Origin of the sequence: Kaistella rhinocerotis (genome assembly GCF_030243905.1) — a bacterium.
In the GTDB taxonomy this organism is placed as follows: domain Bacteria; phylum Bacteroidota; class Bacteroidia; order Flavobacteriales; family Weeksellaceae; genus Kaistella; species Kaistella rhinocerotis.
Genome location: NZ_JASSYY010000002.1, coordinates 41,840 through 61,988, shown reverse-complemented (window position 1 = coordinate 61,988; position 20,149 = coordinate 41,840). Strand labels below are relative to the sequence as shown.

Sequence of the window (20,149 nt, the reverse complement as noted above, 5' to 3'; positions counted from 1 at the left end):
CCGCCTTTAATCACTATCTTTATCGCGGACAAAAAGCGTCTGCTAATGATGATTTCCCGCGTTTTATGAAGAAAGTTGGACTTTTTTTCGGCAGTTTCAATCCTATTCATATCGGTCACCTGATATTGGCCAATTATATTCTCGAAAATTCTGATATGCACGAACTTTGGTTCGTGGTGAGCCCGCATAATCCATTTAAAGAAAAAAAGTCGCTGCTGAGTGATCACAACAGATTGGATATGGTTCAGCTTGCGATCCAAAATTACCCGAAGATGCGCGCCTCCAACGTAGAGTTTTCGCTTCCCACGCCCAGCTACACTATTGATACACTCACGTACCTGAAAGAAAAATATCCCGATATTTCTTTTGCGCTGATCATGGGAGAAGATAATCTGAGCGGTTTGCACAAATGGAAAAATTCGGAAAAACTGATTGAAAGCCATCAGATCATCGTATATCCGCGTCTGTTCGAGGATCAAAAACCAGCTTCGGAACTCCTGCAACATCCAAACATTTCATTGGTAAGTGCTCCGGTAATAGAAATCTCCGCCACCGAAATCCGGAATATGATAAAAGCAGGCAAAAATGTGCGCCCGATGCTTCCGCCGGAAGTTTTCGAATATCTTGACGGAAGTGCTTTTTACCGTTAATTTTAATTGATTGAGATGAAGATTTTAGATAATTTTTTCGCCAAGTACGACGATGAGCAAATCATCCGCTGGTTTAAGAAAATTTGTGTAGCGGAAGCAATTTCGTGGCTTTTGCTTTTCTCCGCAATGATATGGATCAGATATGACAGGGAAGGACTCATGCCTACCATATACATCATCATCATGGGGAATATCCACGGGCTTTTTTTCACACTTTACTTGCTGATGGTGTGGCCGGCCAAGAAAATTTTCAGGTGGGATGATGAAGATTTCATTTTCGCGCTGATCGCGGCATTCTTTCCGTTCGCCACCATGTGGATCGACAAAAAACTCGCCCGCTTCGATCGGGAGTGACCTATTATTTAATAAATATTTTGAAGTGGCTTCGGTCACTTTTTTTTGTTTTTGGATGTAATGAAACGCATCTTTCAATAGTCTGTTCCATAGTTCCAATATTCACATAAAAATTTATGCTGCTGATAACCAGTACTTTAGATATATCTGTATTTTTATTTTACTACTTTGTATTGCATGATACTAAATAATTGATATATCTTTGCAATGCAATCATAAACTAATAACAATACATAACGCAGGGTCTCAAAACCCGTTCACCAAATCACTTTTCAAATATTGAAATCCTGCTTTTTTAAAACTTAAACATCATGAAAAAATTCACCGTAACATTGGCATTGATTACTTTTTCGGCAGTCTCGGCACAGCAAAGCGTAAAAAACGACAGTCTTAAAATCCACAGCGTACAGGAAGTGCTGATCAGCAAAAAAGTATTTAAAAAAGAAAGTGACCGTTTTGTGTATGACATTTCAAATGCACCGTTGGCGAAAGGAAGTTCCACTTTTGATATCCTAAAACAGACCCCGATGGTTTCTTCCAGTGACGAAAGCACATTGAAAATTGCCGGGAAAAACAATGCGGTAATCTATATCAACGGCCGGAAATCTAATATGGATGCCGCTTCGCTCGTGCAGTTCCTTAAAAATACACCGGCGGAAAATATCCAGAAAATCGAAGTGATCACAATGCCGGGCAGCGAGTATCAGGTAGAGTCTTCAGATGGCATTATTAATATCATTTTGAAGAAAAAATCAACTGACGGCTTCAACGGGAACATGCGTATGAGCAGTACCGCCAACAAGTACACGAATAATTCATCATCTTTCTCCGGAAACTACCGCAAAGACAAGCTTGGGATCAGCGCAAACCTCAGCGGTTCGGCGAACATCCAACCTCAATATTTCGATCTTCAGAACGGTAACAGCCTTGCTACGAACCGCAGCGTAGGTTTCATAGACGATCCCAACCAGAATCTCGGCGGTTATCTGAACATAGATTATCAGCTGAATGATAACAGCAATATCGCACTGAGCTGGAATACTTGGGCAAACAAGAGCTATGGCGCCACGATTAATCTCTTCAACACATTGAAAACGTTTGACAATGAGGGCAATCTTTTGTCCACGGAATACACAAATTCCCGCAACCGCGAAGATGCGAGATCGTACAACAACAATGTGAATCTGAACTATGAAGTGAAAACCGATTCGCTAGGCAGTAAACTGAACCTGAATGCAGCTTACCTCAATTACAAACGCTTCCAGCACGGAGACAATAACACTATTCTGGCCAATGCGGACGGTACAGACGTGCATGCAACGAAGAATGTTTTGCAAAGTCAACCGCAGATCATCAACAGTTTTGCAGCAACCGCAGATTATAACCGGAAATTTGAAAATGATTTCAGTGCTTCTGTTGGCGCAAATTTCAACAAGACCAATACAGACAACGACATACAGAGTATAACCACAGATTTCATATACGACAGCACGGGTCAGTTAATTGATAAAGATCCCACCGCCACACCCAATCATTTTATCTATGATGAAAGCATTTATGGCTTTTATCTGACACTTGAGAAAAAGTTTTCCGATAAATTTTCGGGGAAAGCGGGCGCCAGATATGAAATTACAGGCAGCCTCGGAACTTCGGATAACAGTAAGGATCCGGCGCTGCGCAGGATAGAGCGCGAGTACAGCAATTTCCTGCCCTATTTAAGTCTTAATTATGCCATAAATGATAACCAGAATCTTTCCTACGCGTTCTCAAGCCGTATGCGCAGACCAAGTTTTTGGGAACTGAATCCTGTGAAAAACCTGTTGACCGAATACAACTATACGCAGAACAACCCTTTCGTGAAGGCTTCTGCAACCTACAATCAGGAACTGACGTATATGTACAAAAATTCTTATTTCATAGTCCTGAATCATTCTTACCTTAAAGATGTCATCACACAGGTTCCGCTTCAGGGTTATCCGGTTAGCCCCGATGGTACGGTGGGAGCGGTGAACGAGCTGAGATACATCCGAACCAATTTTGGCGATCAGCAGGAGATGTCCGCTGCACTTGGAGTGAACAAATCCTTTTTTAAACAGGCCGTTTCGGTGAATTTTAATATCGGTATGCAGCACAATATCAACCGTGGATCGCTAAGCGTAGATCCTACGACAGGCGACCGTTTCCTCAACGCCAATGGTGATTTTGTGACTTATACAAACGAAACCGAATCCACCAGCCTGTTCATCCAGTCAAACAATACCATTAGGCTCGACAAAAAGAAAACCTGGTTCCTGGGTCTCAATTATTTCTATGTTGACAAACAGCAAATCGAGCTCGGTTTACTCAAAAATATGATGAGTCTGGACCTTAACCTTAAAAAGATCTGGAATGACTGGACCTTCAGCGTAAATGTAAATGATGTGTTCCGCACCAACGTCGTTGAGGTAAATGACCGTCAGGCCAACGGAAACTTCAATTACATCCTGAATGACACTTACCGCCAGAATTTTGGAGCTACAATTGTCTATAATTTCGGTAACAAAAAAGTGAAGAAAGTCCGCGATATCGAAGATGCAAGCAAGGATGTAAAAAGCAGGACGCGCTAAGTTATTTTTTCTAAATTTTTCATAAAACAAAATCCACGGTTTGCGCCGTGGATTTTGTGGTTGTAAAACGATATTTGTTTTTAAACTTTTGGCAAGAACACTTCTGCAAGCATGCATCGCGCGCTTCCGCCACCGTTGGTTTCGATTGTTGCTAAATCGGCTGATAAGATTTCGCAATATTTCCTGATTTTTTCAATTTGCTCGGCGTTCAGCGACTGGTGGGCGGTCTGGCTCATTACCAAATATTTTTTCCCGTCCTCACTTTGCACCTGCAGCATGTTTCCCGCGAATTGCTGCAGCTGGTCTTCGGAAATTTCAATGATTTCCTTATTGGTAGATTTAATGACTTCCTGCACTTTTTCACGTTCCAGCTCGCTGTCGATACAGTCCAGGCAAATCACCACAAAACCGTCAGCAACGCACATCATGACATTGGTGTGATAAATCGGTAATCTTTCGCCATCGGCATTTTGGTAAGAATGAAAAACCACCGGCGTGTATCCCATTTTATCACAAAGTTCACGGAAGAGCCCTTCGTCAAGCCGCATAGAAACTGACCCGTAGGCAATCTTGTAGTCGTGGTCGAAAATGATGCTTCCGGTTGCCTCCAGAAACTTGTTTTCATTTTCATAATGCGAATAATCTTCTACATTTTCTATTTTGAAACCGTCAGCTTTCAATCTTTCCAGAATGTCCGGACGTCGCTCTACACGGCGGTTTGGGGCGAACATTGGGTACAGGCGCACCATACCGTCGGGGTGAAAACTCACCCAGTTGTTTGGGAAAATCGAGTCGGGGGTGTGCGGCTCCGGCGTGTCTTTCACCACGATTACGTTGATGCCTTTGCTGCGCAGTTTTTCTACGAAATTTCGGAATTCACCGAGCGCTTTTTCCTGGATATCGTTGCCGGTCTGCTCTACCTGAAAATAATTGTTCAGAGCCGTCTGCTCGTTGTATCCGAATGCTACAGGTTCAATCATCAGAACCGTACTGGCTGTCTGCATGCTGAATTTTATTTTAAGAGTTAAAATTGAAGTCGGGCAAAAATACTTAAATTTAAAGACAATAATTAAAAAAGGTAAATGTTAGAAATAGCCTGTTTTGAAATGACTTCCGCCGAGACTGCACTGCGCTCCATGGCAGACCGAATCGAGTTCTGCGCTGATCTGGAACTGGGCGGCACAACGCCGGATTTTTATGAGTTCCTGCATCTGAAACGCACGTTCAGCAAACCGGTTTATGTGATGATCAGGCCCAAAGGCGGCCCGTTTTATTATTCTGAAACTGAATTCATTGAGATGAAAAACAGCATCATCTCATTCGGTGAAGCGGGAGCAGACGGTTTTGTCTTTGGAATCCTAACGCCTCAGAACGAAGTAGATGTGCAAAGAAATGCTGAACTTATCACACTTGCAGCTGGTATTCCGTGTACCTTTCACCGTGCTGTAGACCGCACGGCGGATCTCGACAAATCGGTGGAAACACTGATCAAACTTGGCTTTAAGACCGTGCTGACGTCGGGCGGAAAAAAGAACGCGATGGAAGGAAAGGAAAATTTAAAACAGCTGATCGGGAAATATTCCAATCAAATTGAAATCCTCATCGGAGGCGGCGTAAGGTCTGAAAACGTGGCTGAAATCAAAGAATTCACCGGAGCAACCAGCTTTCATTCCTCGGCAATTCTGAAATATGACACTCTCGCCAGTACCGCCGAAATAAAAGATATTAAAAAGCTGATATCCTGATTATTCCCGGGCCAGCGGCAGGGTGGAGCAGCGCAGTAGACCGCCCATTTTGGCGATTTCACGGTACGGAATCTCTTCCACCGTCATTCCCCATTCGTTGCGCAAGTGCTCATTCATGCGTGTGAAACTTCCGTCAGACACCACAATATCGGGCGCGATGGAGAAAATATTAGGGTTCATCTCGAACATCTCCTCTTTGGTCACGTGGAAACAGTTTTCTTCGCCAAAAATATCGAGCAACAATCTGTAATCGCTTTCATCTACAAAGCCGTCTTTGTAAATGATGCATTTGTCTTTTCCGACAGGATTGAAAGTGCAGTCGAGGTGTAGAATTCCGGAGAAAGCGTCAAAGTCGTTTTTGGTGAGCTCAAGATCGATGATACGTTTTTTTGGGAAGTATTCTTTTAATATTTCAATAGCGTATTCGTTTGTACGCGCGGTTTTATAATTTCGGTAATCTTCAGAAAAACAAGTGCCTACGAAAAGGAAATCATTCCAGACGATCACGTCTCCACCTTCAATATGAGCGGAATCAGGCAGATTGATTATGTTTTTCCAGCCCACACGTGCGAAAATTTTCCGGTACGCATCCTGCTCATTGTAGCGGTCCTGAATGATGTTTGAAATAATCATTTTATCATCTATTACAAATGCCACGTCTCGTGCAAAAACCTGGTTGTAATCGTGGATCAGATGCGGACGGAAAACTTCTACCTCATATTTAAGCAGTACTTTTTCGAATTCAGACATTTCCATGATGATGTCTTCTTCGCGTGGGTAGATCCCGTTTTGTATGGAGTGATAAGATTTGGCATCGTAGCTGTGCTCCAAGGCATGCACAGGCCCCATAGAGTTTGGAAGACCGAGCACCACGGATTTTAGCCGGCCGGTTTCGTTTTTAATGTTAAGTTTCATAATTTCGTGAGAGTTCCAAATTTAAACAAATGCTTTGAAGTAGCGAAATATTATATAAATGAGCGAAATATGACAAAACGGCAGTGCAAAAGACATTAATGCCTTTAACATTTAGCCTGGAATCGAATCAAACGTGTGTGCTAACACTAAAAATAGCCAATGATTGTTAAGGTTTAGTTAAAACTGAAACTATCCTGTAATAATCTCTACTTATTTAGCATTAAATTTGACAATCGCAAAACGAAAAATCGAAATAAATTTATGAAGATGAACATTATAAAAAAACTAATTCCGTATGCCTTCGTAGGTGTTATCTCCGGCGCTACTACTTTTGGTGCCATCAATTATTTTAACGAAAAAAACAGCGATTCCGACTTTTCCTATTTCGCGCCGAAGAACAGCGATGCGAGATATGCGTCATTTAATATGACGGGCGTTGGTGAAGATTTCGTGAAAGCTTCTAAAATGACGGTTCCGGCTGTAGTGAGTATTAAAAACTACGCGGACCGCACAAACCGCCGCAGCGAACAGGATATGTTCGACCTCTTTTTTGGGAATCCATTTGGAGGACAGCCACGTCAACAGCAGCAGCCACCTCAAAATATGCCCTCTGGAATGGGTTCTGGTGTGATCATTTCGCCTGACGGGTATATCATTTCAAACAACCACGTGATCGCAGGTGCCAGCAAACTCGAAGTGGTGCTTTCGAATAAAAAATCATACGTTGCAAACCTTGTAGGAACGGATCCTACAACAGATATCGCACTTCTAAAAATCGAAGAAAAAGGCTTGCCTTACCTTAATTTTGCAAATTCTGATAATGTGGAAGTCGGGCAGTGGGTACTCGCTGTTGGAAACCCGATGGGCTTGAACTCTACTGTAACAGCCGGTATCGTTTCCGCAAAAGGCCGAAGCATTGATCTGTTAAGCCAGCAATCAAGAACACCAATCGAGAGTTTTATCCAGACGGATGCCGCTATTAATCCGGGCAACTCTGGAGGAGCCTTGGTAAATCCTAATGGTGAACTGATCGGTATCAACTCTGCGATCTCATCGAAAACAGGATATTATGAAGGTTATGGTTTTGCAGTTCCTTCAAATCTTGCCAGAAAAGTTGTTGAAGATATCAAGAAATTTGGTCTTGTACAGCGTGGTTTCTTAGGTGTGAATACGCTTGACCTTTCTGATACTCGCCAAGTAACTGCTTACAATCAGCAAAATAAAACGAATCTGAAAGCCGGCGAAGGTGTCTATTTGACTCAGGTTGTAGCTAAAGGCGGCGCTGAGGCGGCAGGTTTGAGAACTGGTGATATCATTACTAAAGTTGACAACACGGTGATTTCCAGTTACTATGACTTGTCTTTCGCAGTGGGCAGCAAACGTCCGGGGGACAAAGTAGCGGTGACCTACACCCGAAACGGCCGCAGCAACACCGTAGATGTGACGCTTCGTGATGAGCGTGGCGGAACAAGCTTTAGAAGTAAAGCCGATCTTACCGTAACTGAAAAAATTGGGTCAGAATTTGAACCGTTAAGCGACAGATTCAAAACAGATTATGGTTTAAACAGTGGCGTGATCGCGAAGAATGTTGTTTCCGGAAGTGAGATGGCTAAGATTGGTGTGGTAGACAATTACATCATCGTGGAAGTGAACGGGAAACCGGTAAACTCTCAGAAAGATGTAGAAAAAATCCTTCAGGGTTACAGCGGTAACGTTCAGGTAAAATATGTGGACGAATATGGCAGAATCACAACACGTGGTTTCAAGATGCCTTAAATAATTGGTAACAATATAAAAAAGCGCGACTCTTACTGGGCCGCGCTTTTTCTATGCATTTGGCGCTTGAGTCGGCGTTTTTTCCGCTCGTAAATAACTTCAGTGATCTTCCCGCCAATCCACGAAAACGGAAAGAAAGTGAGGAAAATCAAAATTTTGTAGAAAGTGGGATGATAGGGAAAAATTATGATGTCCAGCATCGCTATAAACAGGAGGATGAATCCAATGAGGATTGCATAGGCAACTTTTGCGTATTTCACAATGATAGCCGTGATGACGCCGCCTACCGTTGCTGCAATACCTGAAGAAATGAGCAGTGCTACGAAAAAGTAAGGTTTATGCTCCATTGCCATGAGAAGTGTTTCCCAATGCTGAAACGGTGCGAACTCGTCGTAAGTAATCCAGGCCGAATTGAGTCTCACGCCAAGTGAGATCAGTACACCCGCTACACCGAGCCCTACCAGTACCCCTATCGTATTTCGAAGGAAATTCATTTAGAATTGATGTGCAATCATTGATATTTCGATGTCCACATTTTTTGGCAGGCATGAAACCTGTACCGTTTCGCGTGCCGGATAATGATCAGCATCCAGATAGGACGCGTAGATATCGTTCATTACCGCAAAATCATCCATATTTTTAAGGAAAATCGTCGCTTTCACAACATTTTTAAATGAAAGTCCTGCCTCGCTTAAGATGGCCTGAAGGTTTTTCATCACCTGATGAGTCTCTTTTTCAATACCTTCTACCAATTTTCCGGTTTCCGGATTTAGCGGTATCTGGCCTGAAATGTACAGTATTCCGTTGGCGAGATTGGCCTGCGAATACGGACCAATTGCAGCCGGAGCGTCAGGAGTAGATATAATCGTTTTCATATCAAATTATTGTGTGGCAAATATAAACTAATGTTTAATTCTTTCAAAAATATTCTTAGAATGGCGCGTTCGGCTGGTTAATGCTGCGGTCTTTGTACTTCAGCGCGTCCCGAAGAATATTTGCTTTGATGCCGATGAAGAAATCGTACACTTTATATGGGCCGTACGGGATCCAGTTGAAATTAATGGTGAAACTTCGCTGGTCACGTGAGAAACCTAGCTGTGTTGTGGCGATTTCCTTTGAAATCACGTCATAGTATAGGTTTCCGGTAATGTTCCAGTAAGGCGTGAGTTTTATGCTGCCGTCAAGCCCAATTGAAGCCATCTTGTTGCCGAAACGTGTGAGACTTCTTGTGTAGCTGTATTGCGCATTGATATTTAAAGTCCAGGGTTGTGAAAACTGTGAATAGTTATCCTCATCGAAATAATAGTTCTCATTCCGGATCTCACCCTTCTTCGTGTATTTTTTGGAGATATCTTCCGCATCTTTTTTCTTAAAGATATCGCTGCTCAGCGGATAAGAAAGTTGCGCATTGAAACCCTGAACACTGAAATGACCGAAATTCTCAGTCCTTACACCAATATTCTCGCCAGGTTCGAACGTGATTTCGTAGGGTTCAAGATTCAAACCTGTATTGATATTCAGCTTTTCAAAAATTGTCGTCTGACCATTAAATGAAAATATGGACCAACGGTTTGAAGGTGCAGCGAAGTTGTAATTCGTATTAAAATTTAAGCTTTCAAAGATCTTGATCTTGCGTGTGCCTACAGAATCGTTTTTAGATTTCACCTTCATCTCCAGGTTGTTGTTGATGGAAAAACTCAGTGCCTGCACAAGTCCGGAATTCGGCGATCCAATGATTCCACGGTCAAAAATGGAGTAGGGCGTCATCTCACCCCGGTCATTGTAGTAGTTTTTATAGTAACCAAAACCAGGTGCAGAAAAATCAGGTGAATAAGTAAACCCAATCTGCGGTGTCATCATGTGCCTGATTGCCTGCACAGCCGAACTTCTTTTGAAATTCAGCATTCCGTAAAGTACAGTTTGGAGGCTGGCACCTGTGGAAAAGGACGAGTAGCCGGTGATTTTCTTATTAAAGGTATCTTCTACAGTATTGGTTACAGGGTTATAAGCGCGTGACAGTGATTTGGTAGTCAGTGCGTTATCTACGTTTGCGTTTAGTGAGAAGGTGAAATATTTAGCAATTGTGGTATTGGTTCCAAGAACGATATTATTTTTAAGACCGGTTTGCATTTTATCCCACATTGCACCGGTAAATAGCTCGTTCTCATTGGTCTGAACGTAATTATTAAAATTCAGGCCTGTATTGACGGTGATGTTTTCTAATAATCCCTGTCTGATGCCGGTTTTCGGCTTGAACAGATAAAATTGGTTAATGGCTACATTAAGTACCGGAAGTTTCAGATCTGCGAGTCCTGTTGAAAAGTTCTGCGAATATGATGATGTTCCAGTGATGGTAACAGGCAGCGTAAGGAATCGTTTTACAACACTGACACTGGAGTTTTGCTGTGCGTTGAGGTTGTTCTGGTTGAATGCGTAATTGTTGTTTACCGTATTGTTGTAAAATTTGTTGCTCACCACATCTACTGAGGCCGCAAATGTAAGGAATGGGTTGGCTTTCGCATCCTGCTGATGACGCCAGGCGATACGGTAGGTCCCGGTTTTCGAATAATCTGAAAGTCCTTTAATGCCACGTATTGTAGTACCTATATCCGCGGAAAAGTTGCCGGTGTAGCGGTAATTTTTCTTGTAATTGACCTCGGGCCTTAATGTCCAGCTGCCTTTTGTGTAAATATCTGCGAGTATTTTAAGGTCAAAATGGTCACCGATCGGCTGGTAATATCCCAAAGAGTTAAGGAAAAAGCCTACATCTTCACGCTCACCAAAACTCGGGATCAATATCCCCGCGCTGCGCTTGTCGGAGAAAGGCAAAATGGCAAAGGGCATGACGAGCGGGGTAGGAACCTGCTCCACATACAGCTGGATGGGCCCGGTGATCACCTGTGATTTATCTTTTCCTTTGATAAGTTTGATGTTGGGCGCCAACAGATAGTAATCGGCGATCGTATCTTTCTTTTGGATAAAATATTCGTCTGTGGTGTACTTTCCGCGACGCATATAGAAGACCGAATCGTTGTATTTTTTGGTTCTTTCCGCGATGATCACACCTTCGCTTTCCTCCGTTCGGGCATTGAAGGCAATAGCTTGGCGCGTCTTTATATTGTAGGTAAATTCGTCGTATTCGTACTTTTTACCGCCCTGGTCGGCCACGGCCGGGGTTTTTATGCGGCCCAGAGAATCGAGCTCGCCGCGCGCGAAGATCAAAGATTTGTTCCAGTCGATCGATATATAATCTGCATCGATCTGCATATCCTGATATTTTACCTGCGCCTTGCGGTTGAGGTAAGTCATCTTTTTAGGGATGTCATTCCGGATGTTTTCCGCCTTCGATTCTACCACTGCCTGAAGTTGCTCAGGTGTGACTTTCAGTGTATCACCGACTGTTGCGGTATCGGTAAGTGCCTTATTTTCAGACAAATTTTGAGCATATATATTTGCTAAAATATTGTTAAAAATTAGGATTATTAGGAATAGAAATATATTTTTGAAGCCAGTTTTGACCAATGCGTTGTTTTTGTGGAATTTGGGGTCAAAATTAGCATAAATTTTAAACTTTGCAGATGATTAACTCCAGTTTTTCTCCTAAAAAATATTTTCTCCTTCTCGGTCTCTTAATCTCCATTTTCAGTTTCGGTCAAAAGAAATTCACCATCGTGCTCGATGCGGGCCATGGCGGCTCAGATCATGGTGCCAGCCGTTATTACGGTGACTTGGGAACGGTGCGCGAAAAGGATATTACGCTGTCCGTCGTGCTGAAGGTGGGGCGTATGCTCGAGAAGAACAAAGATTACAAAGTGATCTACACCCGGAAAATCGACGAATATCCATCGCTTACGGAGCGTACAACATTGGCAAACCGTAGTAAAGCAGATTTATTTATCTCCGTTCACGTAAACGCAAATACGAAAACATCACCCTACGGAACCGAAACTTTCGTGCAGGGCCCTGATCAGAACAAAACCAATTTAGAAGTTGCCAAGGCAGAAAACGATGTGATTTTTCTGGATGAAAAAGACCGTGAGATGTTCGCCTCCTATGACCCGAAATCTCCGGAATCGCTCATTGCACTGAAAATACAGCAAAGCAAGTATCTCGAGAGCAGCCTTCTTTTCGGGAGTTTTGTAGAAGAAAACTTCGTGAAGAGGGACAAGCGCTTTTCGCGCGGGGTGAAGCAGCAAAACCTTCACGTGCTGAGACTGAATGCAATGCCATCGGTGCTTATCGAAACAGGCTTTGTAAGTAATTATGACGAGGCTGTTTATCTGGCTTCAGAAAAAGGTCAGGATGAGATTGCGGAAAGTATTTACCAGGCGGTGCTGAGTTATAAAAAAGCGTTGGAACGCAACGGGTCTGCATCAGGGCCCCGTGAAGTGGAAAAACCGGAAGAAAAACCGTTGAAGAATGACTTCCGCATTTTGTTGATGTCTACACCTACTAAATACACCAGCACGGATCCGGCACTGAAAGGATTAAACTATATACTGCCAATAAAAGAAAACGGCATGTATAAATATTATTACAGCACTACCAATCTCGCGTCGGTGCGGGATAATAACCTGAAAACTGCCAAAGATGCCGGCTTCCGAAACGCGACTTCTATCTCATTTGTGCCTAATCAAAAACTTGGTGTAGGTTATTACAGACTAGAGTTGGCCGTGACTGCGCAAAAACTCAGTTCAAATTCTTATATGCTGAATACAGTGAAAGATATTACGCGTACCAAGGAAAACGGCAAGTTTTACTACACTTACGGACGTTTCAGCACACTGGAAGAGGCTGTGAAGATGCAGAAAACACTGGAGGATAAAGGAATCAAGAATACCGTCATCGAAAAAGTTTTAAAATAAGACTTTTCGGTATTGCAGGATTAAAAGTTTATTGATAGTTTTGCAGTCCCTAAAACAAAGGCCTATTCGTCTAGTGGTAAGGACTCAAGATTTTCATTCTTGCAACAGGGGTTCGATTCCCCTATAGGCTACTAAAGAATAGAAAATTTAGAAAAAAAAGAAAATATATTTTGTAACTTAAAAAGATTTTATATCTTTGCACCCAAGTTTTTAAAAGGATATGGCAAATCATAAATCAGCGCTGAAGAGACTCAGACAAAACGAAAAGAAGAGACTAAGAAACAGATACTATCATAAGACTGCTAGAACAGCTTTGAAGGTACTGCGTAATGAAGAGGATAAGACTGCTGCTACAGAGCAATTGCCAAAAGTAATCTCTTTGTTGGATAAATTGGTCAAGAAAAACATTATCCACAAAAACAAAGCGGCTAACTTAAAAAGCAAATTAACTAAGCACGTTAACAAACTGGCTTAATTTTATAAAAAGCGTCCGGCCCGTTCGTCTATCGGTTAGGACCTCAGATTTTCATTCTGGTAAGAGGGGTTCGATTCCCCTACGGGCTACAAAACTTCCGAATTTATTTCGGAAGTTTTTTTATGGCTGAGTTTCCCATTGTCAGGCTGAAAATTCCCTTTAAAAAGGGAGAATTCTCTCTCTTCCTTATTCTTCTGTTTTCCTAAAATTTCAAAAAAACCTATCTTTGGGCCTTATCGAAATTACTTATGGAAACCCAAAAATATTCTCCTAAAAACAAAATACGGATTGTAACTGCTGCTGCGCTCTTCGACGGGCACGATGCTGCCATCAATATCATGCGCCGCGTGATCCAGGCCACCGGCGTGGAAGTGATTCACCTGGGACACGACAAATCTGCTGAAGAAGTTGTGAACTGTGCCGTGCAGGAAGATGCAAATGCCATTGCGCTAACTTCTTACCAAGGTGGACACAACGAGTATTTTAAATATATCTACGATCTTTTAAAGGAGAAAAACGCCTCTCACATCAGGATATTTGGCGGCGGTGGAGGTGTAATCCTTCCGGAGGAGATCAAAGATCTGATGGATTACGGAATTACAAGGATTTATTCTCCGGATGACGGCCGTGAACTTGGTCTGCAGGGTATGATTGATGATTTGGTACAGAAATCCGACTTCGCTACGGGTGAACATGTGCAGGTTTCTGATCTGGACAATATTAAGTTTGAAGAATCCAAATCTCTTGCAGAAGTGATCTCAGCAGTGGAGAATTTTTCCGATGAGAAACCCGAGCTGGTGAAGGAAATTGAGGAAAGAGCCAAAGATTCGACTATTCCAATCATCGGAATTACCGGTACCGGCGGTGCGGGAAAATCATCGCTGACCGACGAACTGGTAAGACGTTTCCTCCGATCCAACCCGGAAAAGAAAATCGCTATTATTTCCATAGATCCATCTAAAAAGAAAACCGGTGGTGCCTTACTTGGCGACAGAATCCGCATGAATTCCATAGACGATGCGCGGGTTTATATGCGTTCCATGGCTACACGTGAGAACAATGTGTCAGTCTCACCACATATACATTCGGCTCTTAACATTTTAAAAATTGCAAAACCTGATGTCATCGTACTGGAAACTTCCGGTATTGGTCAGTCGGGTTCCGAAATTACGGATATCGCAGATGTTTCAATGTATGTAATGACACCGGAATACGGAGCTTCTACTCAGCTGGAGAAAATCGACATGCTGGATTATGCCGACCTTATCGCACTGAACAAATCGGACAAACGCGGTGCGCTGGACGCGCTGCAGGCCGTGAAGAAGCAATACCAGAGAAATCATGTACTCTTCGAGCAACCGCTGGAAGAAATGCCGGTTTATTCCACAAAAGCCAGCCAGTTCAACGATTGGGGAACTACAGAGCTTTATAATGAATTGATTAAAAAAGTAAATGCGAAGTTTGAAGGTTTGAACCTTAGTGAATACGAGGAGCAAAATATTTCTGAAGAAACCACAATCATCCCGCCGAAAAGAGTCCGTTATCTGTCTGAAATAGTAGAAACCAACAGAAATTACGATAAAGAAGTAGAGGAACAGGCACTCATCGCCAAAAAAATGTACCTCGTGGAAGGCGCGAAAGCACTTATCCAGGACGACCAGCATACGCATGACAAACTCGAAAAGGTATTCCTGAAAACAAAAAAGGAACTTTCTGAAGAAAACGCTGCGTTTTTGCACGGTTGGCATCATTTCAAAGAAGAACTGGAAGCGGATACCTACTCCTACTTTGTCCGCGGAAAAGAAATTAAAGTTCAGACCAAATCTGAAACACTCTCACACCTTAAGATTCCAAAGATCGCATTGCCTAAATTCCAGGACTGGGGCGACCTCATCCGCTGGAAAGGCCAGGAAAATGTTCCCGGAGCCTTCCCTTTTACTGCGGGAATCTATCCATTTAAAAGAACGGGTGAAGATCCGACAAGGATGTTCGCGGGTGAAGGCGGACCGGAAAGAACCAACAGAAGATTCCATTATGTGTCGGCGGAAATGGATGCAAAAAGGCTTTCCACGGCATTCGATTCGGTGACGCTTTATGGGCAGGACCCGGCATTCCCACCCGATATTTACGGTAAAATCGGTAATGCCGGAGTTTCTATTGCAACGCTTGATGACGCTAAAAAACTGTATTCAGGTTTCGATCTTGTAAATGCCATGACATCCGTTTCCATGACGATAAACGGTCCGGCGCCAATGCTGCTCGCCTTCTTCATGAACGCCGCCATTGACCAGAACTGTGAGAAATATATTGAAGAAAATAACCTTTGGGATAAGGTAGAGGCTAAGCTAAAGGAAAAGTTTGATGATAAAGGTTTAACAAGACCTACTTACAGCGGTGAACTGCCACCAAGCAACAATGGTTTGGGTCTTAAATTACTGGGCCTTACCGGTGACGAAATTATTGAGGCTGATGTTTATGCTAAAATTAAAGCTGAAACCATCGCGACAGTTCGCGGTACCGTTCAGGCCGATATCCTGAAAGAAGACCAGGCGCAGAACACCTGTATTTTCTCCACCGAATTTGCTTTAAGGCTCATGGGTGACGTTCAGCAATACTTCATCGACGAAAAAGTAAGGAATTTCTATTCCGTATCCATTTCAGGTTACCATATTGCTGAAGCGGGCGCCAACCCAATTTCGCAGCTGGCCTTTACCCTGGCCAACGGTTTCACTTATGTGGAATACTACCTGAGCCGCGGCATGGACATCAACGATTTTGCTCCAAACCTATCGTTCTTCTTCTCCAACGGCATCGATCCGGAATATGCGGTAATCGGGCGTGTAGCCAGAAGAATTTGGGCCAAAGCAATGCGCGAAAAATACAACGCCAACGAAAGAAGCCAGATGCTGAAATATCACATCCAGACTTCCGGTCGTTCGCTGCACGCGCAGGAAATTGACTTCAATGATATCAGGACTTCTCTGCAGGCACTTTACGCCATCTACGACAACTGTAACTCACTCCATACCAATGCTTATGACGAAGCCATTACGACGCCAACTGAAGAGTCGGTAAGACGTGCGATGGCCATCCAGCTGATCATCAATAAAGAACTCGGTCTGGCGAAAAACGAGAATCCACTACAGGGTTCATTCATTATCGAAGAGCTAACCGATTTGGTGGAAGAAGCTGTCTATGCGGAATTTGACAGGATCACGGAAAGAGGCGGCGTGCTGGGTGCTATGGAAACGATGTACCAGCGTTCCAAGATCCAGGAAGAATCCATGCATTACGAATGGCTGAAACATACGGGTGAATATCCGATTATCGGTGTGAACACTTTCCTTGGGAAGGACGGTTCCCCAACTATATTGCCAGGAGAAGTCATCCGTTCTACCGAGGAAGAAAAGCAGATGCAGATTAGAAACCTGCACAATTACCAAAGTTCCAATTCCGCCAATACCCAAAACGCGCTGAAATCCCTTCAGCATGGCGCCATCAATCAGCAAAACTTGTTTGAACTGATGATGGAAGCGGTAAAATACTGTTCGTTGGGTCAGATTACCAATGCGCTGTTTGAAGTGGGTGGTATGTACAGAAGGAATATGTAGATGGTTAGAAGTTAGAGGTTAGAAGTTAGAAGTTAGACTGGAGACCATAAACAATTAATCCATTTATATAAAAACCGTGTCAAGTGCTTTGCCTGACACGGTTTTTTATTTAGCCCTGATTGAGCGGTTTGTTTGAGCTCTTTTCCCTGGTGCGGCGGCTTCGCCGCCCCAGGGAAAAAGCGAGCCGCGAAAGCAGGTTCCCGGCTCCCAAAAATCAATTCATAAATGATCGGCAAGCTTCCGCACATTCGCGGCAGGCACGGGCACATTCGCGGCAGTGATCGTGTTCGTGCTTCTCACACTCTGCTGCACATTCGTCACAGATCCGGATGCAGACTTCAAGCAAATCAACAATGTTGGTGTATTGGGTCGCGGCCACGTGATGTACCGCCGTACACACCGCCGCGCAAACGCGGTCCGTACGGATGCAGTTGACCATATGATGCACATGTTCTTCTTCCAGACACGCATCTGCGCAGTGATTACATGCCGCGATGCAGGCTGCCATTTTTTCTAATAGCATTTCCTTGTTCATAATTTTGCTTTTTTGGTTGGTAAAACTGCAACAAGGTTCCTGCCATGATGCAGAAATAAAATTTGAACCTGAATTTTGATGCCGTCATATTACCTTCTGCCACGGTTTTTGCACTTGGGAAGGAATAAAACTCAGCGTCTTGAAGAAAAACTATCTGTGGATCTTACTTATTTTAAGTATTGGAACGTCGTGCTCTACCGAAAAGGCGGTTCCCGCAAAACCGGAAATTTCCCAACACCAACTATATATTGATGCCTTAGCTGAAGTTCAGGACAAAATATTGGCCTCGAGGATTGATTCTGTTTTCTCAAATTCAGGTTTTAACGGTTCTGTTTCGGTCACTAAAGCCGAAAAACTTATCTATAAGCGGGTGGCAGGTTTTGAGGATTTCAGGACTAAAAAAGCCTTGACAGATAAATCTGTATTTGCAATCGGTTCGGTAAGTAAGCAGTTTACGGCGGCGCTGATACTTGCGCTCGAAGAACAGGGTAAATTATCCACCGCAGATCTGGCGGGTAAATATTTGAAAAGTTTTAGCAGAAAGCCGTTCGATAAAATCACGATTCATCAAATTTTAAATCACACTTCAGGGATTACTGATGTGGGTCCCGGGCTGATATCGAAACCCGGAGCAGAATTTCATTATTCAAATAGAGGATACCGGGTTTTGGGTGAAATCATTGAAAAAGTTTCAGGCAAATCGTATGACGATAATTTTCGTGAACTTTCGCGAAAGGCAGGTATGGTTTCCAGTTTTACCGCTGACCACTTTGAAGGTGAATATTTGGCGGGAGCCTATTTTGGAAGTCCAGAACGTTATAAAGCGGTTCCGAATATGCCCGAACGCTTGGCCCAGGCCACAATATCGGTAGCCGCCGGCGGAGTTTTGTCCACTTCGGCAGATCTCCACAAGTGGAATCTGGCGCTGCATGAAGGAAGACTTTTCAAAACCGAAACTTTAGAAAAAATGCGTACAAAAACCTCTGGTACCAAACATCCGATATTAGGAGAAGTGGGTTATGGCTACGGAATTATGATGAGTGAAAGTCCCAGAGCGTACTTTCATTCGGGCTATGTGAAGGGTTCGCCATCGCTGCTGATCTATTATCCCGCGTCGGGAACTTCGGTTGTTATTCTTTCAAACATTGCCGATATGGATAAAGGTAAAGCATTCGTATTCGGTCCGCACAAGAAAATTAAGGAAATAATGGATGGCATGGAACGTAATAAACTCTGGAATCTAAACTGAATCTGAAATTGAATAATGGATTGGTTTGAAAGTACCGCCATTGCTGTCCTCAGCGGAACAGGCCGTCAGGCACACGAGCAAATCCATCATCGCTTCAAAACGCACAAAGTCACCCGCCTTCGAAGTAGGTGGCAGAACAGAAATCTTACCCTTTTCGTCAAACTGCACATTCATGAAAATATTGAAAGCGGTTGGGATATCGTCTTGCGTTAAGCCGAAAGGTTCCAGGTTTTTGGTCAGGTTTTCCAGGCAACTCGGGTGATAACCTTTGTGGTCATACATTATTTCAAATGTTTCCTTACTGCACGGCGCGAGCAGGAAATCATTGCGGCCGTTGGTGTCCTCAGTGATTTTCACCATTTTGTTTGATCGGTTGCTCCACAAAAAATTTCCGGCAGTCAGCAGGATTGATTCCTCAAAATCCAGCGTTTTTCCGGAAGAAATTTTCTCTGAGTGATCGTGACGGTTCAGCATTACCATATCGCTTACCTGCTGCCCTTGCGGATCAGTCACGGTGAGAATCTGACCTTTATTCAGTAGGAAAGCCTTTCCCGTTTGCGGCTTGATAATCTGTATTTGGTGCGACATTTAGTTGTGTTTGTGGTGAAAAGGGCATTTCCAGGCATCTTCTACGTTTCGTCCGCTATACTGCCGACTTTCTGAGTCATCACCGAAATCTTTCAGCACAGGATTAATGCTTCCCTGCAGATTTTTGTCATTCTGCCGGATCATGTCGCGCACTTTTTCGTACGTTCCCATTGAACGAAGCTTTTCAAACTGACTGTGCAGGTTGAAAGTTAAAGCCGTAAACGGCGCCTGCCTTGCCATTCGTGAACTTGCAGGATGCATGCCGATCACATAGAAAGCTTTGCCATGAAGACTGAAACTGAATTCTGCATCATCCGGATTGTGACTCACAGTTGAATCCCATTCACTTGGATCGGCATCGTGCAGAGACTGAAGGGTTTTCCAGAGCGCATTCTCAAAACCTACTTCGTCGCTGAAGTAATTATTCGGAAATACAGCAATGAACGACCGGAATTCCATCGTGTCATGTTTTATATTGCTTATGTATGTTTTTAAGTCATCGAGCAGCGTGGTGATGCATTCGGGAGTGTGCATGTCTCCATAGGTATGCATATCGTAATTTTTCATCTTAAAGACAGATTTCGCCATGATGCATGGGTGCGCACCCTCCTGCACAAAAGCGCTGAATTTTGTCTCGATGTTTTTTTGATCAGTAGTCGGTATAGTAGAAGTTCTCATCATCATTGATTTTACAGTTTGGCGCTTGTACATTAATTTTTTTTGTACGCAGTGCGACGCTGTAAATACAACAATGATACCACCAAAGGTCATGGTATTGCT

At 43.3% G+C, this 20,149-nt stretch carries 17 protein-coding genes and 2 tRNA genes; 11 read left to right on the top strand and 8 right to left on the bottom strand.

Annotation, left to right across the window (positions count from 1 at the left end; translation table 11 throughout):
• The first annotated feature begins 65 nt into the window (after nt 1–65).
• From nadD to QEP06_RS05505, 3 genes are all read left to right on the top strand, one after another.
• Nucleotides 66–650 (top strand): nicotinate (nicotinamide) nucleotide adenylyltransferase, encoded by a 585-nt coding sequence (nadD, locus tag QEP06_RS05515; RefSeq protein WP_285269419.1) that lies wholly within the window; start codon nt 66–68, stop codon nt 648–650.
• Between the two features lie 15 nt (nt 651–665).
• Nucleotides 666–1,004 carry a DUF3817 domain-containing protein gene (locus QEP06_RS05510; RefSeq protein ID WP_285269418.1) on the top strand — a complete coding sequence of 113 codons (339 nt, stop codon included), beginning with the start codon at nt 666–668 and terminating at the stop codon, nt 1,002–1,004.
• Nucleotides 1,005–1,315: 311 nt separating this feature from the next.
• Complete coding sequence (locus QEP06_RS05505; protein WP_285269417.1) at nt 1,316–3,610, top strand: TonB-dependent receptor domain-containing protein; 2,295 nt, start codon at nt 1,316–1,318, stop codon at nt 3,608–3,610.
• A gap of 80 nt (nt 3,611–3,690) precedes the next feature.
• Here the strand turns inward: QEP06_RS05505 and ctlX are convergent, their stop codons facing one another.
• On the bottom strand, nt 3,691–4,614 hold the full coding sequence (ctlX, locus tag QEP06_RS05500) for a citrulline utilization hydrolase CtlX (RefSeq protein ID WP_251832856.1): 924 nt from the start codon (nt 4,612–4,614) through the stop codon (nt 3,691–3,693).
• 78 nt (nt 4,615–4,692) lie between these two features.
• On the opposite strand from ctlX, the gene QEP06_RS05495 reads away from it, so the two are divergent.
• Entirely contained in the window at nt 4,693–5,355 is a 663-nt protein-coding gene (locus QEP06_RS05495; RefSeq protein WP_285269416.1) for a copper homeostasis protein CutC, read from the top strand.
• Here the strand turns inward: QEP06_RS05495 and QEP06_RS05490 are convergent, their stop codons facing one another.
• On the bottom strand, nt 5,356–6,270 hold the full coding sequence (locus tag QEP06_RS05490) for a dimethylarginine dimethylaminohydrolase family protein (protein ID WP_285269415.1): 915 nt from the start codon (nt 6,268–6,270) through the stop codon (nt 5,356–5,358). It abuts the gene before it with no gap.
• A gap of 261 nt (nt 6,271–6,531) precedes the next feature.
• Between QEP06_RS05490 and QEP06_RS05485 the strand changes: the two genes are divergently transcribed.
• A complete protein-coding gene (locus QEP06_RS05485) occupies nt 6,532–8,046 on the top strand; it encodes a trypsin-like peptidase domain-containing protein (protein ID WP_251832859.1) in 1,515 nt (504 codons plus the stop codon).
• A gap of 32 nt (nt 8,047–8,078) precedes the next feature.
• Here QEP06_RS05485 and QEP06_RS05480 read toward each other — a convergent pair whose 3' ends face one another.
• Genes QEP06_RS05480 through QEP06_RS05470 form a run of 3 tightly spaced genes read right to left on the bottom strand, consistent with a single transcriptional unit; the run spans nt 8,079 to nt 11,568 of the window.
• Nucleotides 8,079–8,540: a hypothetical protein gene (locus tag QEP06_RS05480; protein ID WP_251832860.1), complete on the bottom strand. Its 462-nt coding sequence runs from the start codon at nt 8,538–8,540 to the stop codon at nt 8,079–8,081.
• Nucleotides 8,541–8,921 (bottom strand): RidA family protein, encoded by a 381-nt coding sequence (locus QEP06_RS05475; RefSeq protein WP_285269414.1) that lies wholly within the window; start codon nt 8,919–8,921, stop codon nt 8,541–8,543.
• Between the two features lie 55 nt (nt 8,922–8,976).
• Entirely contained in the window at nt 8,977–11,568 is a 2,592-nt protein-coding gene (locus QEP06_RS05470) for a putative LPS assembly protein LptD (protein ID WP_285269413.1), read from the bottom strand.
• A gap of 56 nt (nt 11,569–11,624) precedes the next feature.
• Here QEP06_RS05470 and QEP06_RS05465 point away from each other — a divergent pair, with 56 nt between their 5' ends.
• The 5 genes from QEP06_RS05465 (at nt 11,625) to QEP06_RS05445 (ending at nt 16,997) form a co-directional block, all read left to right on the top strand.
• A complete protein-coding gene (locus tag QEP06_RS05465) occupies nt 11,625–12,911 on the top strand; it encodes an N-acetylmuramoyl-L-alanine amidase family protein (protein WP_285269412.1) in 1,287 nt (428 codons plus the stop codon).
• 59 nt (nt 12,912–12,970) lie between these two features.
• Nucleotides 12,971–13,042, top strand: a tRNA-Glu gene (locus QEP06_RS05460).
• Nucleotides 13,043–13,131: 89 nt separating this feature from the next.
• Entirely contained in the window at nt 13,132–13,386 is a 255-nt protein-coding gene (gene rpsT / locus QEP06_RS05455; protein ID WP_015806952.1) for a 30S ribosomal protein S20, read from the top strand.
• Nucleotides 13,387–13,403: 17 nt separating this feature from the next.
• Nucleotides 13,404–13,475: transfer RNA gene (locus QEP06_RS05450), tRNA-Glu, on the top strand.
• Between the two features lie 159 nt (nt 13,476–13,634).
• Nucleotides 13,635–16,997, top strand: coding sequence for a methylmalonyl-CoA mutase family protein (locus QEP06_RS05445; RefSeq protein ID WP_285269411.1), 3,363 nt, complete (start codon nt 13,635–13,637; stop codon nt 16,995–16,997).
• A gap of 214 nt (nt 16,998–17,211) precedes the next feature.
• Here QEP06_RS05445 and QEP06_RS05440 read toward each other — a convergent pair whose 3' ends face one another.
• Nucleotides 17,212–17,532 (bottom strand): four-helix bundle copper-binding protein, encoded by a 321-nt coding sequence (locus QEP06_RS05440; RefSeq protein ID WP_285269410.1) that lies wholly within the window; start codon nt 17,530–17,532, stop codon nt 17,212–17,214.
• A gap of 139 nt (nt 17,533–17,671) precedes the next feature.
• On the opposite strand from QEP06_RS05440, the gene QEP06_RS05435 reads away from it, so the two are divergent.
• Entirely contained in the window at nt 17,672–18,781 is a 1,110-nt protein-coding gene (locus QEP06_RS05435; RefSeq protein ID WP_285269409.1) for a serine hydrolase domain-containing protein, read from the top strand.
• Here QEP06_RS05435 and QEP06_RS05430 read toward each other — a convergent pair.
• Complete coding sequence (locus QEP06_RS05430) at nt 18,773–19,369, bottom strand: DUF1989 domain-containing protein (RefSeq protein ID WP_285269408.1); 597 nt, start codon at nt 19,367–19,369, stop codon at nt 18,773–18,775. The genes QEP06_RS05435 and QEP06_RS05430 overlap by 9 nt on opposite strands.
• Complete coding sequence (gntA, locus tag QEP06_RS05425) at nt 19,370–20,080, bottom strand: guanitoxin biosynthesis heme-dependent pre-guanitoxin N-hydroxylase GntA (RefSeq protein WP_285269407.1); 711 nt, start codon at nt 20,078–20,080, stop codon at nt 19,370–19,372. It abuts the gene before it with no gap.
• Nucleotides 20,081–20,149 lie beyond the last annotated feature (69 nt).

Excerpts from the sequence above, each read along its gene's own strand:
- QEP06_RS05475 (WP_285269414.1), bottom strand. The coding sequence starts at position 8,921 with ATGAAAACGATTATATCTACTCCTGACGCTCCGGCTGCAATTGGTCCG.
- QEP06_RS05480 (WP_251832860.1), bottom strand. The coding sequence starts at position 8,540 with ATGAATTTCCTTCGAAATACGATAGGGGTACTGGTAGGGCTCGGTGTA.
- QEP06_RS05510 (WP_285269418.1), top strand. The coding sequence starts at position 666 with ATGAAGATTTTAGATAATTTTTTCGCCAAGTACGACGATGAGCAAATC.
- QEP06_RS05465 (WP_285269412.1), top strand. The coding sequence starts at position 11,625 with ATGATTAACTCCAGTTTTTCTCCTAAAAAATATTTTCTCCTTCTCGGT.
- QEP06_RS05440 (WP_285269410.1), bottom strand. The coding sequence starts at position 17,532 with ATGAACAAGGAAATGCTATTAGAAAAAATGGCAGCCTGCATCGCGGCA.
- QEP06_RS05490 (WP_285269415.1), bottom strand. The coding sequence starts at position 6,270 with ATGAAACTTAACATTAAAAACGAAACCGGCCGGCTAAAATCCGTGGTG.
- ctlX (WP_251832856.1), bottom strand. The coding sequence starts at position 4,614 with ATGCAGACAGCCAGTACGGTTCTGATGATTGAACCTGTAGCATTCGGA.
- QEP06_RS05505 (WP_285269417.1), top strand. The coding sequence starts at position 1,316 with ATGAAAAAATTCACCGTAACATTGGCATTGATTACTTTTTCGGCAGTC.
- QEP06_RS05485 (WP_251832859.1), top strand. The coding sequence starts at position 6,532 with ATGAAGATGAACATTATAAAAAAACTAATTCCGTATGCCTTCGTAGGT.
- QEP06_RS05495 (WP_285269416.1), top strand. The coding sequence starts at position 4,693 with ATGTTAGAAATAGCCTGTTTTGAAATGACTTCCGCCGAGACTGCACTG.
- nadD (WP_285269419.1), top strand. The coding sequence starts at position 66 with ATGAAGAAAGTTGGACTTTTTTTCGGCAGTTTCAATCCTATTCATATC.
- QEP06_RS05430 (WP_285269408.1), bottom strand. The coding sequence starts at position 19,369 with ATGTCGCACCAAATACAGATTATCAAGCCGCAAACGGGAAAGGCTTTC.
- QEP06_RS05445 (WP_285269411.1), top strand. The coding sequence starts at position 13,635 with ATGGAAACCCAAAAATATTCTCCTAAAAACAAAATACGGATTGTAACT.
- rpsT (WP_015806952.1), top strand. The coding sequence starts at position 13,132 with ATGGCAAATCATAAATCAGCGCTGAAGAGACTCAGACAAAACGAAAAG.
- gntA (WP_285269407.1), bottom strand. The coding sequence starts at position 20,080 with ATGTACAAGCGCCAAACTGTAAAATCAATGATGATGAGAACTTCTACT.